This window comes from Paramagnetospirillum magneticum AMB-1, assembly GCF_000009985.1.
Classification (GTDB): Bacteria; Pseudomonadota; Alphaproteobacteria; order Rhodospirillales; family Magnetospirillaceae; genus Phaeospirillum; species Phaeospirillum magneticum.
Map to the genome: position 1 here is coordinate 2,527,916 of NC_007626.1, position 15,263 is coordinate 2,543,178.

General features: G+C 64.5%; 11 protein-coding genes. 6 read left to right on the forward strand and 5 right to left on the reverse strand.

Features of this window, described 5'->3' with window-relative positions:
• Window positions 1-8 precede the first annotated feature (8 nt).
• The 5 genes from AMB_RS11750 to AMB_RS11770 form a co-directional block, all read right to left on the reverse strand.
• A complete protein-coding gene (locus AMB_RS11750) occupies window positions 9-959 on the reverse strand; it encodes a branched-chain amino acid ABC transporter permease (RefSeq protein ID WP_011384722.1) in 951 nt (316 codons plus the stop codon).
• A gap of 4 nt (window positions 960-963) precedes the next feature.
• A complete protein-coding gene (locus tag AMB_RS11755; RefSeq protein ID WP_231849081.1) occupies window positions 964-1,848 on the reverse strand; it encodes a branched-chain amino acid ABC transporter permease in 885 nt (294 codons plus the stop codon).
• Between the two features lie 68 nt (window positions 1,849-1,916).
• On the reverse strand, window positions 1,917-3,131 hold the full coding sequence (locus AMB_RS11760; protein ID WP_011384724.1) for an ABC transporter substrate-binding protein: 1,215 nt from the start codon (window positions 3,129-3,131) through the stop codon (window positions 1,917-1,919).
• Window positions 3,132-3,149: 18 nt separating this feature from the next.
• Entirely contained in the window at window positions 3,150-3,860 is a 711-nt protein-coding gene (locus tag AMB_RS11765; protein WP_011384725.1) for an ABC transporter ATP-binding protein, read from the reverse strand.
• Window positions 3,853-4,623: an ABC transporter ATP-binding protein gene (locus AMB_RS11770; protein WP_043744331.1), complete on the reverse strand. Its 771-nt coding sequence runs from the start codon at window positions 4,621-4,623 to the stop codon at window positions 3,853-3,855. The genes AMB_RS11765 and AMB_RS11770 overlap by 8 nt, the downstream gene beginning before the upstream one ends.
• 534 nt (window positions 4,624-5,157) lie before the next feature.
• On the opposite strand from AMB_RS11770, the gene AMB_RS26440 reads away from it, so the two are divergent.
• From AMB_RS26440 to AMB_RS11795, 6 genes are all read left to right on the forward strand, one after another.
• Window positions 5,158-6,600, forward strand: a complete 1,443-nt coding sequence (locus AMB_RS26440; RefSeq protein WP_231848832.1) for a class II glutamine amidotransferase — start codon at window positions 5,158-5,160, stop codon at window positions 6,598-6,600.
• Window positions 6,492-9,782: a glutamate synthase large subunit gene (gene gltB / locus AMB_RS11775; protein ID WP_231848833.1), complete on the forward strand. Its 3,291-nt coding sequence runs from the start codon at window positions 6,492-6,494 to the stop codon at window positions 9,780-9,782. The genes AMB_RS26440 and gltB overlap by 109 nt, the downstream gene beginning before the upstream one ends.
• 1 nt (window position 9,783) lies before the next feature.
• Window positions 9,784-11,202 (forward strand): glutamate synthase subunit beta, encoded by a 1,419-nt coding sequence (locus tag AMB_RS11780; RefSeq protein ID WP_011384729.1) that lies wholly within the window; start codon window positions 9,784-9,786, stop codon window positions 11,200-11,202.
• 328 nt (window positions 11,203-11,530) lie between these two features.
• Entirely contained in the window at window positions 11,531-13,219 is a 1,689-nt protein-coding gene (locus AMB_RS26790; protein ID WP_043744334.1) for a methyl-accepting chemotaxis protein, read from the forward strand.
• A 78-nt stretch (window positions 13,220-13,297) separates the two neighbouring features.
• Window positions 13,298-14,509, forward strand: a complete 1,212-nt coding sequence (locus tag AMB_RS11790; RefSeq protein ID WP_011384731.1) for an NnrS family protein — start codon at window positions 13,298-13,300, stop codon at window positions 14,507-14,509.
• Between the two features lie 21 nt (window positions 14,510-14,530).
• The gene (locus AMB_RS11795; protein ID WP_011384732.1) at window positions 14,531-15,256 is read left to right on the forward strand and encodes an SAM hydrolase/SAM-dependent halogenase family protein; all 726 of its coding nucleotides are present in this window, start codon (window positions 14,531-14,533) and stop codon (window positions 15,254-15,256) included.
• Window positions 15,257-15,263 lie beyond the last annotated feature (7 nt).

The window sequence follows — 15,263 nt, forward strand, 5'->3', positions numbered from 1 at the left end:
TCCACACCTCAGCCAGTAATGCCGCGCCTTTTCAGCCAGGGCGCCAGCACGCCGATCATACCGCTACGGAACAACAGGACGCAAACGACGAAGATAATACCTTGGATAATGATGACCCATGACCCGATGCCGGCGAAGAAGTCCTGGATGGCCACCACCAGGAAAGCGCCAACCATGGGGCCGAGGACGGTGCCCACGCCCCCCAGCAAGGTCATCAGCACCACCTCGCCCGACATGTGCCAGCTGACATCGGCCAGCGAAGCCAACTGGAACACCAGACTCTTCAGCGAGCCCGCCAGTCCGGCGAAGGCCGAGGACAGCACGAAGGCGATCAGCTTGTAGCGGGTCACCTCGTAGCCCAGGGAGATGGCGCGGGGCTCGTTGTCGCGGATGGCCTTCAGCACCTGACCGAAGGGGGAGTTGACGACCCGGTGGAGGAACAGCAGGGACAGGACGAAGACCGCCAGCACGAAGTAGTACATGGCCATGGTGTTGGACAGGTCGATCAGTCCGAATAGCATGCCGCGGGGTACGCCCTGGATACCGTCCTCGCCATGGGTCATGGGAGCCTGCACCGCCACGAAGAAGCCCAGTTGGGCCAGGGCCAGGGTGATCATGGCGAAATAGATACCCTGGCGGCGGATGGCCAGCCAGCCCACCACGGCGCCCAGCGCCGTGGCCAGGGCGACCCCCAGCAGGATGGCCAGTTCGGGAGTGAGGCCCCATTCCTTGGCGGCATAGGCGGTGACATAGGCCGACCAGCCGAAGAACATGGCGTGTCCGAAAGACAGCAGCCCCACATAGCCCAACAGCAGGTTGAAGGCGGCGGCGAACAGGCCGAAGCACAATCCCTTCATCAGGAAGACGGGATAGACGGCCAGCGGCAGCACCAGCCCCAGGCCGAGCAGGGCGAGGACGAAGGGCTTCTGACGCGAGGACACGGAGGAGGGCAGGGTCATGGCGTCAGGCTCCCTTGCCGAACAACCCGGCGGGTTTGATCAGAAGGACCACCACCATGACCATGAAGATCACGGTACTTGCGGCTTCGGGATAGAACACCTTGGTCAGGCCCTCGACGATGCCCAGCATGTAGCCGGTGAGGATGGACCCCATGATCGAGCCCATGCCGCCGATCACCACCACGGCGAACACCACGATGATCAGGTCAGAGCCCATCTTGGGGCTGACCTGATAGATGGGCGCGGCCAGCACGCCGGCGATGGCGGCCAGGGCCACGCCGAACCCGTAGGTCAGGGTGATCATCAGCGGCACGTTGATGCCGAAGGCCTGGACCAGGGTGGGATTCTCGGTGCCGGCGCGCAAATAGGCGCCCAGCTTGGTCTTCTCGATGGCGTACCAGGTGCCCAGGCACAGCACCAGCGAGGCCACCACCACCCAGCCGCGATAGATGGGCAGGAACATGAAACCCAGGTTCCAGCCCCCCGCCAGGGCCGAAGGCACCGAATAGGGCTGCCCCGACACGCCATAGCCCTCGCGGAACAGGCCCTCGATGATCAGTGCCAGTCCGAAGGTCAGCAGCAGGCCGTAAAGATGATCCAGCTTGTAAAGCCGGCACAGCATGGTCCGCTCGATGACGATGCCGACCAGGGCCACCACCAGGGGGGCGACGATCAGCGCGCCCCAGTATCCCAGCCCGAGGAAGTTGAGTGCCAGCCAGGCCACAAAGGCGCCCATCATGTAGAGGGCGCCGTGGCTGAAATTGATGATGTTGAGCAGCCCGAAGATCAGCGCCAGCCCCAGGCTGAGCATGGCGTAGAAGGCGCCGTTGATGAGACCCAGCAGCAATTGCCCGAACAGGGCCTGGGTCGGTATGCCGAGAATGGTCATCATGGCGGTCTGGGCTCCCCCTGAGCAGGACGGGACGCCGGATTACCCCGGCGTCCCGACCCGGTTCCTTACTTCTTTACCAGCGGGCAAGTGCTTTCGGACAGCGGCTGATAGGCCGTGTCGCCCGGAATGGTGCGGATGATCTTGTAATAGTCCCAGGGACCCTTGGACTCCGACGGCTTCTTGACCTGGGCCAGATACATGTCGTGGACCATGCGGCCATCGGCACGGATCTTGCCGTTCTTGGCGAAGAAGTCGTTGATGGGCAGCTTGCGCATCTCGTCGGCCACCTTGATGCCCTCGTCGGTCTTGGCGGCGGCGGCGGCCCTCAGGTAGTGCAGAACCTGGGAATATGTGCCGGCATGAACCATGGACGGCATCTTGCCGCCGCCCATCTTCTCGGACCAGCGCTTGGACCACGCCCGGGTCTGGTCATCCATGTCCCAGTAGAAGCCGGTGGTCAGCATCATGCCCTGGGCGTTCTCCAGGCCGAGCGAATGCACGTCGGTGATGAACACCAGGAGGCCGGCCAGGGACTGGCCCGCCTGGGTAATGCCGAATTCCTTGGCCTGCTTGATGGCGTTGATGGTGTCGGCGCCGGCATTGGCCAGACCGATGATCTGGGCGCCCGACGACTGGGCCTGCAGCAGGAAGGACGAGAAATCGGAATTGGGGAAGGGATGCTTCACCGATCCCTTGACCGTGCCGCCATTGGCCTTAACCACCTTCTCGGTCTGGGCCTGGAGGTTGTGGCCGAAGGCATAGTCGGCGGTCAGGAAGAACCAGGTCTTGCCGCCGTTCTTCACCACGGCGTCACCGGTGCCGTTGGCCAGGGCGTAGGTGTCGTAGGTCCAGTGGAAGCCGGTGGCCGAGCACTTGTCGTTGGTCAGCGGCGTCGAGGCGGCGCCCGAGACCAGATCGATCTTGCCCTTCTCCTTGGAGACCTCGCGCACCGCGATGGCTGCCGCGGTGGTCACCAGCTCGGCGATGGCGTCGACCTGCTCGGTGTCGTACCACTTGCGGGCGATGCCCGAGGCGATGTCGGCCTTGTTCTGGTGGTCGGCGGAGATCAGCTCGATGGGCTGGCCGTTGAGCTTGCCGCCGAAATCGTCGATGGCCATCTGGGCCGCGACGATGGTGCCCTTGCCGGCCAGATCGGAATAGGTTCCCGACAGGTCGGTGAGCACGCCGATCTTGACCTTGCCGTCGCTGTACTGGGCATGCGCCATGCCGGTGGACAGGGCCAGCGCCGCGGCGCCGAGCAGAAGCCTCTTCATCACCATGATTGGTCCTCCCGTTAGTTAAACGCCGAGATAGCTCTTCAGCTTGTCCATGTTGGCCGCCAGGGATTCGTTGGGGATCATGTCGATCACCTGCCCGTGCTCGACCACGTAATGGCGGTCGGCGACGGTGGCGGCAAAATGGAAGTTCTGTTCCACCAAGAGGATGGTGAAACCTTTCTCTCTCAAGGTCCGGATGATATCGCCGATATGCTGGACGATGACCGGGGCCAGACCCTCGGTGGGCTCGTCCAGCAGCAGCATGTCCGCGCCGGTGCGCAGGATGCGGGCGATAGCCAGCATCTGCTGCTCGCCGCCCGACAGCTTGGTGCCCTGGCTGGAGCCGCGCTCCAGCAGGCGGGGGAACAGCTGATAGACCTCGTCCAGCGACAGTCCGCCCGGCTTGATCACCGGCGGCAGCACCATGTTTTCCTTGACCGAGAGCGAGGAGAAAATGCCGCGCTCCTCCGGGCAAAAGGCGAGGCCCAGCCGGGCGATGCGGTTGGACGACAGGCCGATGGTTTCGGTGCCCTGGTACTTTACCGAGCCGGCGCGCTTGCCGACGATGCCCATGATGGAGCGCATGGTGGTGGTCTTGCCGACGCCGTTGCGTCCCAGCAAGGTGACGACCTCGCCCCGGGGCACGTCGAAGCTCATGCCGTGCAGCACATGGGATTCGCCGTAATGGGCGTGCAGGTCCCGGACGGAGAGCAGGATTTCGGGCTCAGCCATGGCCGGCACCTCCATGGCCCGCGCCCATATAGGCCTCGACCACCTCGGGGTTGTCGGTGATCTCGGCATAGCTGCCCTCGGCCAGCACCCGGCCCAGCTTCAGCACCGTGATGGTGTCGGACAGGTCGGCGACCACCGAGAGGTTATGCTCCACCATCAAGATGGTGCGGTTGGCCGCCACCCGGCGGATCAGTTCGGCGGTGCGCCTCACATCCTCGGTGCCCATGCCGGCCATGGGTTCGTCCAGCAACAGCATTTCCGGGTCCAGCGCCAGGGTGGTGGCGATTTCCAGCGCCCTCTTGCGGCCATAGGACAGCTCGCCCGCCGGGGTGTCGCGGTATTCGGCGACGCCTACCGCCTCGATCAGTTCCTCGGCGCGGGCGTTCAGTTCGTTCAGGCACTCGCCCGAGCGCCAGAACTGGAACGACTTGCCCTGCTTGCGCTGCAGAGCCACCCGGACGTTCTCCAGCACCGTCAGATGGCCAAACACCGCCGAGATCTGGAACGAGCGCACCATGCCCTGGCGCGCGATGGCGGCCGGCTGGGTATGGGTGATGTCGTTGCCGTTGAACAGGATCTGGCCCCTGGTCGGGGTCAGGAACTTGGTCACCAGATTGAAGCAGGTGGTCTTGCCGGCGCCGTTGGGACCGATCAGCGCGTGGATGGTATGGCGGCGAACCTTGAGATTGACGTCGGATACGGCGACGAAACCCTTGAACTCCTTGGTCAAGGAGCGGGTCTCGACGATCAAGTCGTCTCCCATGCGGACACCTCCCTGCGGCGACCTTGTCCGGCGAACCTGTGTGGGTGTTTTTCCCGTCTCCACGTCCACCTGAATATTATTCATGAAATAAGGCCATCAAAATCGCACCCTGTCAAAGCATGGAATTGCGACACATTGCCCATCGGGTGAAAACCCTATTTCAAGGCTAGGCCAGCAATTACCGTGAGGTGAAGTCTGTGATCCCCTCCATGAAGAATGAGGGAATTGATCCGCCTTTTTACAAGAGGGGGCGATGGGAGTGTCGGGCATGGACGAGTCTATGGCCGTTTCCTGTGAAATCCCCTAGGGCTTCATGGCCGTCCTTGAGGCGCGCCGGCCATCGCGGCGGGGTGGTCGCAACCTACTCTTGGCGAACTCAGCGGAATGCCGTATGAAGTCCCACTTGGCTGATCGCTTCCGGTGATCGGGCAGGGGGGCTGTCGTGCCCGCCCAAGCGATGGATTGGGTGTGTAGCATCAGGCTCTGCGGCCGGTAGGGGGCGCAGGGCGCGGTACAAAGGAATATGAAGTGAAGATGAGCGGATTGCCCGAAGCACAGGGACTCTATGACCCGCGCCACGAACACGACGCCTGCGGTGTCGGCTTCATCGTCGACATCAAGAACCGCAAGTCGCATGACATTGTCCGCGACGGCCTCGAGATTCTGGTCAATCTCACCCATCGCGGCGCCGTGGGCGCCGACCCCAAGGCCGGCGACGGCGCCGGCATCCTGATCCAGATACCCGATTCCTTCCTGCGGGAAGAGGCCGCCAAGCTCGGCATCACCCTGCCGCCCGAGGGTTCCTATGGCGCCGGCTGCGTGTTCCTGCCCCAGGACGCTTCCATCCGCAAGGCGTGCGAAGCCCATTGCGAGGCGCTGATCAAGGCCGAGGGCCAGGTGCTGCTGGGCTGGCGCGACGTTCCCACGGATTCGTCCAGCCTGGGCCATTCGGTGCTGCCCACCGTGCCGGTGGTGCGCATGGTGTTCATCGGCAAGGGCCAAGGCGTCGCCGACCAGAACGCCTTCGAGCGCAAGCTGTTCGTCATCCGCAAGCAGATGTCCAACAAGGCCCCCGAGGGGTCCGAACGCGACTTCTACATTCCCTCCCTGTCCACCCGCACCCTGATCTACAAGGGCATGCTGCTGGCCGACCAGGTGGGCGTGTTCTATCAGGAACTGTCCGACGAGCGCATGGTCAGCGCGCTGGCCATGGTGCACCAGCGGTTCTCCACCAACACCTTCCCGTCGTGGCGGCTGGCCCATCCGTTCCGCATGATCAGCCATAACGGCGAGATCAATACCCTGCGCGGCAACCTCAACTGGATGAACGCGCGGCGCCAGACCATGGAATCCTCGGTCCTGGGCGAGGATCTGGCCAAGCTGTGGCCGCTGATCCCCGAGGGCCAGTCGGATTCCGCCTGTTTCGACAACGCGCTGGAACTGCTGGTCATGGGCGGCTATCCGCTGGCTCACGCCATGATGATGCTGGTCCCCGAGGCGTGGTCGGGCAACCCGCTGATGGACGAGAAGCGCAAGGCGTTCTACGAGTACCACGCCGCCCTGATGGAGCCGTGGGACGGCCCGGCGGCGGTGTGCTTCACCGATGGCCGCCAGATCGGCGCCACGCTCGACCGCAACGGTCTGCGTCCGGCCCGCTATCTGGTCACCACCGACGACAAGCTGCTGATGGCGTCGGAAATGGGCGTGCTGCCCATCGCCGAGGACCGCATCAAGAAGAAGTGGCGCCTGCAGCCCGGCAAGATGCTGCTGATCGATCTCGAGCAGGGCCGCATCATCGACGATGCCGAGATCAAGCCCAGCTGGCCGGCGACAAGCCCTATGCCGAGTGGCTGGCCCAGTCGCAGATCATGCTGGAAGACCTGGATGTCCCGGTCGAGACGGTCAAGCCTGATCCCGCCACCCTGCTGGACCGCCAGCAGGCCTTCGGCTACACCCAGGAAGACGTCAAGTTCCTGATGCAGCCCATGGCCGTCACCGGCCAGGAGGCCGTGGGCTCCATGGGCACCGATACGCCCATCGCGGTGCTGTCGGCCAAGCCCAAGCTGCTGTTCAACTACTTCAAGCAGTGCTTCGCCCAGGTGACCAATCCGCCCATCGATTCCATCCGCGAGGAATCAGTGATGAGCCTGGTGTCGCTGATCGGGCCGCGTCCCAACCTGCTGGGCCTGGACCGCGACGGCGGCCATGGCAAGCGCCTGGAAGTGCGCCAGCCCATCCTCACCAACGAGGATCTGGAGAAGATCCGCCGCATCGAGAAGCTGCCCGGTTCGGGCTTCAAGGCGGTGACCATCGACATGACCTGGCCGGCCGCCGAAGGGGCGGGGGGGCTCGAAGCCGCCGTGGCCGGCATCTGCCGCCAGGCCAAGGCCAAGGTGACCGAGGGTTACAACATCATCGTGCTGTCCGACCGCGCGGTGGGACCGGACAACATTCCGATTCCGTCGCTGCTGGCGGTGTCGGCCGTGCATCACTTCCTGATCCGCGAGGGCCTGCGCACCAAGGCCGGTCTGGTGGTCGAAACCGGCGAAGCGCGTGAAATCCATCACATGTGCGTGCTGGCCGGCTATGGCGCCGAGGCGATCAATCCCTATCTGGCGTTCGAGACGCTGGAGGAGATGCGTCCCAACCTGCCCGAGCCGCTGTCCTCTTACGAGGTCCAGAAGCGCTACATCAAGGCCATGGCCAAGGCCATCCTCAAGGTGATGGCCAAGATGGGCATCTCCACCTACCAATCCTATTGCGGCGCCCAGATTTTCGACGCCATCGGCCTGTCGTCGGGGTTCCTCAACACCTATTTCGCCGGCACCTCCAGCCGGGTCGAGGGCATCTCGCTGGCCGGGGTGGCCGAAGAGACGGTGCGGCGCCACCAGATCGCCTATTCCGATGCCCCGATCTATCGCAACGCCCTCGATGTGGGCGGCGAATACGCCGTGCGCCTGCGCGGCGAGGAGCACGCCTGGACCAGCGAAACCATCGCCTCCATGCAGCACGCGGTGCGCTCGGGCTCGCTGGACAAGTTCCGCGAGTTCTCCAAGGCCATCGACGACCAGAGCAAGCGTCTGCTGACCCTGCGCGGCCTGTTCGAGATCAAGACTCCTGGCAACGGCATCTCCATCGACGAGGTGGAGCCGGCCAAGGAGATCGTCAAGCGCTTCGCCACCGGCGCCATGTCGTTCGGCTCCATTTCCTATGAGGCCCACTCGACCCTGGCCGTGGCCATGAACCGTATCGGCGGCAAGTCCAATACCGGCGAAGGCGGCGAGGAGCCCGAGCGCTTCGTACCGCTGCCCAACGGCGATTCCATGCGTTCGGCCATCAAGCAGGTGGCGTCGGGCCGCTTCGGCGTCACCGCCGAATACCTGACCAATGCCGACGACATCCAGATCAAGATGGCCCAGGGCGCCAAGCCCGGCGAGGGCGGTCAGCTGCCCGGCCACAAGGTGGACAAGGTCATCGCCCGGGTGCGTCACTCCACCCCCGGCGTCGGCCTGATCAGCCCGCCGCCGCACCACGACATCTATTCCATCGAGGATCTGGCCCAGCTGATCTTCGATCTGAAGAACGTCAACCCGGCGGCCCGTATTTCCGTGAAGCTGGTCTCGGAGATCGGCGTCGGCACCGTGGCGGCCGGCGTGTCCAAGGCCAAGGCCGACCACGTCACCATCTCGGGCTTCGACGGCGGCACCGGCGCCTCGCCGCTGACCTCCATCAAGCACGCGGGATCGCCCTGGGAGATCGGCCTGGCCGAAACCCATCAGACCCTGGTGCTGAACCAGTTGCGCAGCCGTATCGTGGTGCAGGCCGATGGCGGCCTGCGCACCGGGCGCGACGTGATCATCGCCGCGCTGCTGGGGGCCGACGAGTTCGGCTTCGCCACCGCGCCGCTGATCGCGGCGGGCTGCATCATGATGCGCAAGTGTCACCTCAACACCTGCCCGGTGGGCGTCGCCACCCAGGACCCCGAGCTGCGCAAGCGTTTCGTCGGCCAGCCCGAGCATGTCATCAACTACTTCTTCTTCGTCGCCGAGGAAGTGCGGGAATGGATGGCCAAGCTGGGCGTGCGCTCCCTGTCGGAACTGACGGGACGCACCGACCTGCTCGACGTCAACAACGCCATCGGGCATTGGAAGGCCAAGGGCCTGGACTTCTCCAAGCTGTTCCATCGCATTCCGGCCCAGCCGGGCGTGGCCCAGCGCCATTGCGAGGCGCAGGAGCATGACGTCGACGATGTGCTCGACCGCGAGCTGATCGCCGAGGCCAAGCCGGCGCTGGACGATCGCATGTCGGTGCGCATCGCCAAGCCGGTGCGCAACGTCAACCGCACCGTCGGCGCCATGCTGTCCGGCGAGGTGGCCAAGCGTTTCGGCCATGCCGGCCTGCCGGGTGACACCATCCACGTCAAGCTGACCGGCACCGCCGGCCAGAGCTTCGGCGCCTTCCTGGCCCGCGGCGTGACGCTGGAGCTGGAAGGCGAAGGCAACGATTACGTGGGCAAGGGCATCTCGGGCGGGCGGGTGATCATCTACCCGTCCAAGGACTTCAAGTTCCCGGCCGAGGACAACATCATCGTCGGCAATACCGTGCTCTACGGCGCCATCGAAGGTGAATGCTACTTCCGCGGCGTGGCGGGCGAGCGTTTTGCCGTGCGCAACTCGGGCGCCATCGCGGTGGTCGAGGGCGTGGGCGACCACGGCTGCGAATACATGACCGGCGGCGTGGTGCTGGTCATCGGCCCGACGGGCCGCAACTTCGCGGCCGGCATGTCGGGCGGCGTCGCCTATGTGCTGGACGAGGCCGGCGACTTCAAGAAGCGCTGCAACCTCTCTATGGTCGACCTGGAGCCGGTGGCCGCCGAGGAGGATGCCAATTCCAAGCACGAAAATCAGGCGGGCGATCTGGAAGGCCACGGATTGGTGGACGTCATGGGCGACATGACCCGCGACGACGCGTCGCGCATCCAGGCGCTGCTGCGCAACCACCAGCATTACACGGGCTCCAAGCGGGCCCACGACATCTTGCTGAACTGGGAGTACTACATGCCGAAATTCGTCAAGGTGATGCCGGTGGATTACCGGCGCGCCCTGCTCGAAATGCAGAAGGCCCAGGAGCCCAAGGTCGCTGTTGGGGGAGGGCGCTGACATGGGAAAGGCTACCGGTTTCAAGGAATTCGACCGCCAGACCCCCGGCTATGAAAAGCCGGAGGAGCGGGTCAAGCACTACCGCGAGTTCACCAAGCCGCTGACCGATGAGGAATTGGCCAAGCAGGGGGCACGCTGCATGGATTGCGGCATTCCCTTCTGCCACCAGGGCTGTCCGGTCAACAACCTCATCCCGGACTGGAACGATCTGGTGTACCGCAACCGTTGGCAGGAGGCCTCCGAGGTCCTGCACTCCACCAACAACTTCCCGGAATTCACCGGCCGCGTCTGCCCCGCCCCGTGCGAGGCGTCGTGCACCCTCAACATCACCGACTCGCCCGTGGCCATCAAGACCATCGAGCATGCGGTGGTCGAGCGCGCCTTCGCCGAAGGCTGGCTGGTGCCCGACGTGGCCAAGCGCGAGACCGGCAAGATGGTGGCGGTGGTGGGCGGCGGCCCGGCCGGCATGGCGGCGGCACAGCAACTGGCCCGCGCCGGCCATTCCGTCACCCTGTTCGAGAAGAACGCCAAGGTGGGCGGCCTGCTGCGCTATGGCATTCCCGACTTCAAGCTGGAGAAGGCGATCATCGATCGCCGCGTGGCCCAGATGGAGGCCGAGGGCGTCACCATCAAGGCCAATACCCATGTGGGCGTGACCTTTCCGGTCAAGGACCTGCTGGACGGCTTCGACGCCGTGGTGCTGACCGGCGGCTCGGAAAAGCCCCGCGATCTGCCGGTTCCCGGCCGCGAGCTCAAGGGCGTGCACTTCGCCATGGACTTCCTGACCCAGCAGAACCGCCGCAATGGCGCCGAGGCTGTGGGGGCCGAGGACATCCTGGCCAAGGGCAAGAAGGTGGTGGTGATCGGCGGCGGCGATACCGGCGCCGATTGCGTCGGCACCTCCAACCGCCAGGGCGCCGCTTCGGTCACCCAGATCGAGATCATGCCCCGTCCGCCCGAGAAGGAGGACAAGGGCCTGTCCTGGCCGCTGTGGCCCAACCGCCTGCGCACCTCGTCCTCCCATGACGAGGGCTGCGCCCGCCGCTGGTCGGTGTCGACCTTGCGCTTCACCGGCAAGGACGGACAGGTCACCGGCCTCGATTGCGCCGAGGTGGATGCCAAGTTCCAGCCGATCCCCGGCACCGAGTTCAAGCTCGAGGCCGATCTGGTGCTGCTGGCCATGGGCTTCGTCCATCCCGTTCATGAGGGGTTGGTGGATGGGCTGGGTCTGGAGAAGGACGGTCGCGGCAACGTCAAGGCCGACACCACCGTCTACCAGACCTCCAATCCCAAGGTCTTCGCCGCCGGCGATATCCGTCGCGGCCAGAGCCTGGTGGTGTGGGCCATTCGCGAAGGCCGTCAGGCCGCTCGCGCCGTGGATGCCTATCTGATGGGTTCCAGCGACCTGCCGGCCTGCTGAATCCATCCGTCTTCCGGAAAGGGGTCGTCCGCCGGGCGGCCCCTTTCTGAATGGCCGTTCAAAAGGTGACGGCCCTGATCCATTGTTGCCTTTCACAACAGGATCGGCCTGGCGAATTCCAAAAATCGAATTTGATGAAATAATGCAGCCTGTTCTGCTTATCTTCTATGATCGCTAGTTTGGCTCCGCCGAATTTACGCGCAAATTGCTGTTATCAGCGGCGATCTATCAAATTTGGATTGGGACTTATTGACTAGTTCAGGCTCTCATCATAGAAGGGGTATGGATGGAGGGTCCGTATCAACGGCTGCCTTGGGGTATATGGCGAATGTCGATCAGCAACTGGCGTTTCAGGGCGAAGATTTTTCTCATTGTCGTGCTGTCCTTGCTGGGAATGGGGGCCATCGTCGCCGTCAATCTCGCCAATCTCCACAACGAGTTGATGGCGGCCCGCAAGATCAAGACCCAGCATGTGGTCGAAACCGCCCACAGCCTTATCGGTCATTACGTCAAGCTCTCCCAATCCGGCCAGATGAGCACGGATGCGGCGCAGGCCGCCGCCATCGAAGCGATCAAGACCATGCGCTATGCCGGAACCGAGTATTTCTGGATCAATAGCCTGGCCGGCAAGATGGTGGTTCACCCCATCCGCCCCGATATGCTGGGCAAGGATTTGATGGGCCTGAAGGATCCCGCCGGCAAGCTGTTCTTCGAGGCCATGATCGACGTGGTGAAGAAGGACAAGGCCGGTTTCGTCGACTACCTCTGGCCGAAACCCGGCCTCGATCAGCCGGTCCCCAAGGTGTCCTACGTCAAGGGTATCGAGGAGTGGGGTTGGCTGGTGGGCTCGGGCATCTACGTGGATGATGTGGATTCCGCCTTCCGCGCCGAGGTCATGAACCTGGGCGGCATCGTGACCGGCGTGGTGCTGCTGGTGCTGCTGGTGTCCTGGTGGATCGGCAAGAACGTTGTCGACGGCATGAGGAATGCCACCGGCGGCATCCGTAAGCTGGCCGAGGGCGATACGTCCGTGGAAATCAAGGGCCACGAGCGAGGCGACGAAATCGGCGAATTGGTTCAGGCGGCGGAAATCTTCCGCGAGCACTCGCTGACCATGAAGCGCATGTCGGAGGAACGGGCGGAACAGCGGCGCCAGGCCGAGGCCGAGCGTCGTTCGACCCTGGCCGGCTTGGCTACCGAGCTGGAGCGGGGCGTCAAGTCGACGGTGGTGACCGTCAGTGAATCCGCCGGACGCATGCGGTCCACTGCAACCGGAATGGCCGGTGCCATCGACAACGCTTCGCAGGAGAGTCAAGCTGTGGCTGCCGCCGCGCAACAGACTTCGTCCAATGTCGAGGCCGTCGCCGCCGCCGCCGAGGAGCTTTCCTCGTCCATTCGCGGCATCGGCAGCCAGGTCGCGGAAAGCACTCAGATCGCCAAGGAGGCGGTGGACGCGGCAAATCGTACCGACGGCGTGGTGCGTGGCCTGTCCGAGGCCGCCGACCGCATCGGCGAAGTGGTGCGCTTGATCAACGATATTGCCGGCCAGACCAATCTGCTGGCGCTCAATGCCACCATCGAGGCGGCCCGTGCCGGCGAGGCAGGCAAGGGGTTTGCCGTGGTGGCCAACGAGGTCAAGCATCTGGCCAGCCAGACCGCCAAGGCCACGGAGGAGATCGGCCAGCAGATCGCCTCGATCCAATCCACTACCGCCGACGCGGTGGGCGCCATCGAGTCCATTGGCAAGACCATCGGCCGCATGGACGAAATCGCCAACGCCATCGCCGAAGCGGTCGAGCAGCAAGGCGCCGCCACTCAGGAAATCGCCCGCAATGTCCACGAGGCGGCCGATGGGGCGCAAGAGGTGTCGCACCACATCTCCTCCATCAGCCGGACCGCGTCGGAGGCCGGCGTGGCGGCTCGCGAGTTGCTGGGCGCCGCCGCCGAGCTGGCTGGCGAATCCGAGACCCTGCGCAATGGCGTGGATCGCTTCCTGGGGGAAGTCAGGGCCATGTAGTTGCCTTGACGGCCCTCAAGGCGTGATGACCGGCGGAAGTGTACCTTCTGCCGGTCGTTCGTTGCAGGATGGTTGTTCATGGCCACGATTCCGTTGATGGAGCCCGTCTACAAGGGCTCGCAGGGACCGGTGTTCTTCGCCGCCGGTTTTCGTCCGTTCTTTCTGTTCGCGGCCATCCAGGCCGCCGTCATGTTGCCGCTCTGGCTTCTGGCCTTTGCCGGACACTTGCCGGTGGCCGCCAACTGGAATCCGGTGGTCTGGCACTCCCATGCCATGGTCTTCGGCCTGGGCGGCGCCGCGGTCGGCGGCTTTCTGCTGACGGCCGTTCCCAACTGGACCAACTCCCACCACGTGTCGGGCAAGCCGCTGATGGCGCTGTTCGCCCTGTGGCTGGGCGGCCGCGCCGCCGTCGCCATGGCCGGAATCTTGCCGCCGGCCCTGGTCGCGGTGGTTGACCTGGGCTATCTGCCGTTGCTGGCCTTTCTGCTGGCCAAGCCGCTGATCCAGGCGGGCAAGTGGCGCAATATCGTCTTTCTGCCCATTCTCGGCGTGCTGTGGCTGGCGGGGATGTGCGCCCATATCGAGGCCCTGACCGGCAAGGCCGTCGGCCTCAAGGGCGTCACGCTGGGCATCTTCGTTCTGTTGCTGATGATTGCCATCGTGGGCGGGCGGATCATTCCCTCCTTCACCCAGAACTGGCTGCGCATGCAGGGCCGCCCGGTGGAGGTGGCTCCGGTGGGCTGGATCGAAAGCGGTGGGGCAGGGGCGATTGTCGCCCTGGCGGGTCTTGCCCAGGTCCTGGCGCCTTCGTCGCCGGTGGCCGGGGCGCTGCTGCTGCTGGCGGCCGTGGTGCATGCCTGGCGGCTGTCGGGTTGGCACGGGCTCAAGACCCTCTCCAGCCCCATCCTGGTGGTGCTGCATGTGGGCTATGCCTGGATGGTTCTGGGATTCGCCCTGCTGGGCCTTTCGGCCTTCATCGAGGCGCTGCCGCCCTCGGCGGCGCTGCATGCGCTGACTGCCGGCTCCATCGCCACAATGATCATCGCGGTCATGAGCCGCGCCGCCCTGGGCCATGCCGGTCATCCCCTGGTGGTGGCCAAGGCAACTGTCTGGGCCTACGGCCTGATCTCGGCCGGTGCGCTGCTGCGCGTGGTGGCCCCGGTGATTCCGGATGGCATGATGGCCCTGACCATGGCCGGCGGATCACTGTGGACCCTTGGCTGGATTCTCTATGTCGTGGTCTATTTTCCCATCTGTACCAAGCCACGCGCCGACGGTCGGCCGGGCTGAGGCGAGGGGAGGCATGGCGGATTGATCGTCCTCTTTACCGACTTTGGTGGCCATGGCCCCTATCTCGGGCAGATGGAGGTGGTTATCCGTCAGATCCTGCCATCCGAGCCGGTGGTCAATCTGGTGGCCGACGCACCGCGCTTCGATCCCAAGGCATCGGCCTATCTGCTGGCGGCCCTGGCTGCCAATATTCCCCGTCAATCCGTAGTATTGGCGGTGGTCGACCCCGGTGTGGGCGGCGAGCGGAGGCCGCTGGTGGTCGAGGCTGACGGCGTAACGTTCGTTGGCCCCGACAACGGCCTGTTCGAGCCGCTGGTGCGCCGAGCCAGGACAGTGCGGACCTGGGAAATCGTCTGGCGCCCGGATATTCTCTCGCCGAGCTTCCATGGTCGTGATCTGTTCGCCCCCATAGCGGCCCGGCTGGCGGCCGGCCTTTGTCCAGAAGATGTCGGGTGTCGCTTAGTGGACGTCCCTCGTCGCCCGGACTGGCCCGATGATCTGGCCGCCATCATTTATCATGATCATTACGGCAACGCCTGGACCGGGATTCGAGCCTCGGTCCTGGGGGCGGATGTTATCCTGCGGGCTGGCGGCCGGGCCTTTCACCGGGCGCGCACGTTCTCGGACGTACCGCCAGGAGACGCATTCTGGTACGAGAATTCCTCGGGTCTGGCGGAATTCGCCGTGAACGGAGGAGTTGCTGCGGAAATCGCCGCCTTGGCCATAGGCTCCGACGTTACAAAATAACTAACAT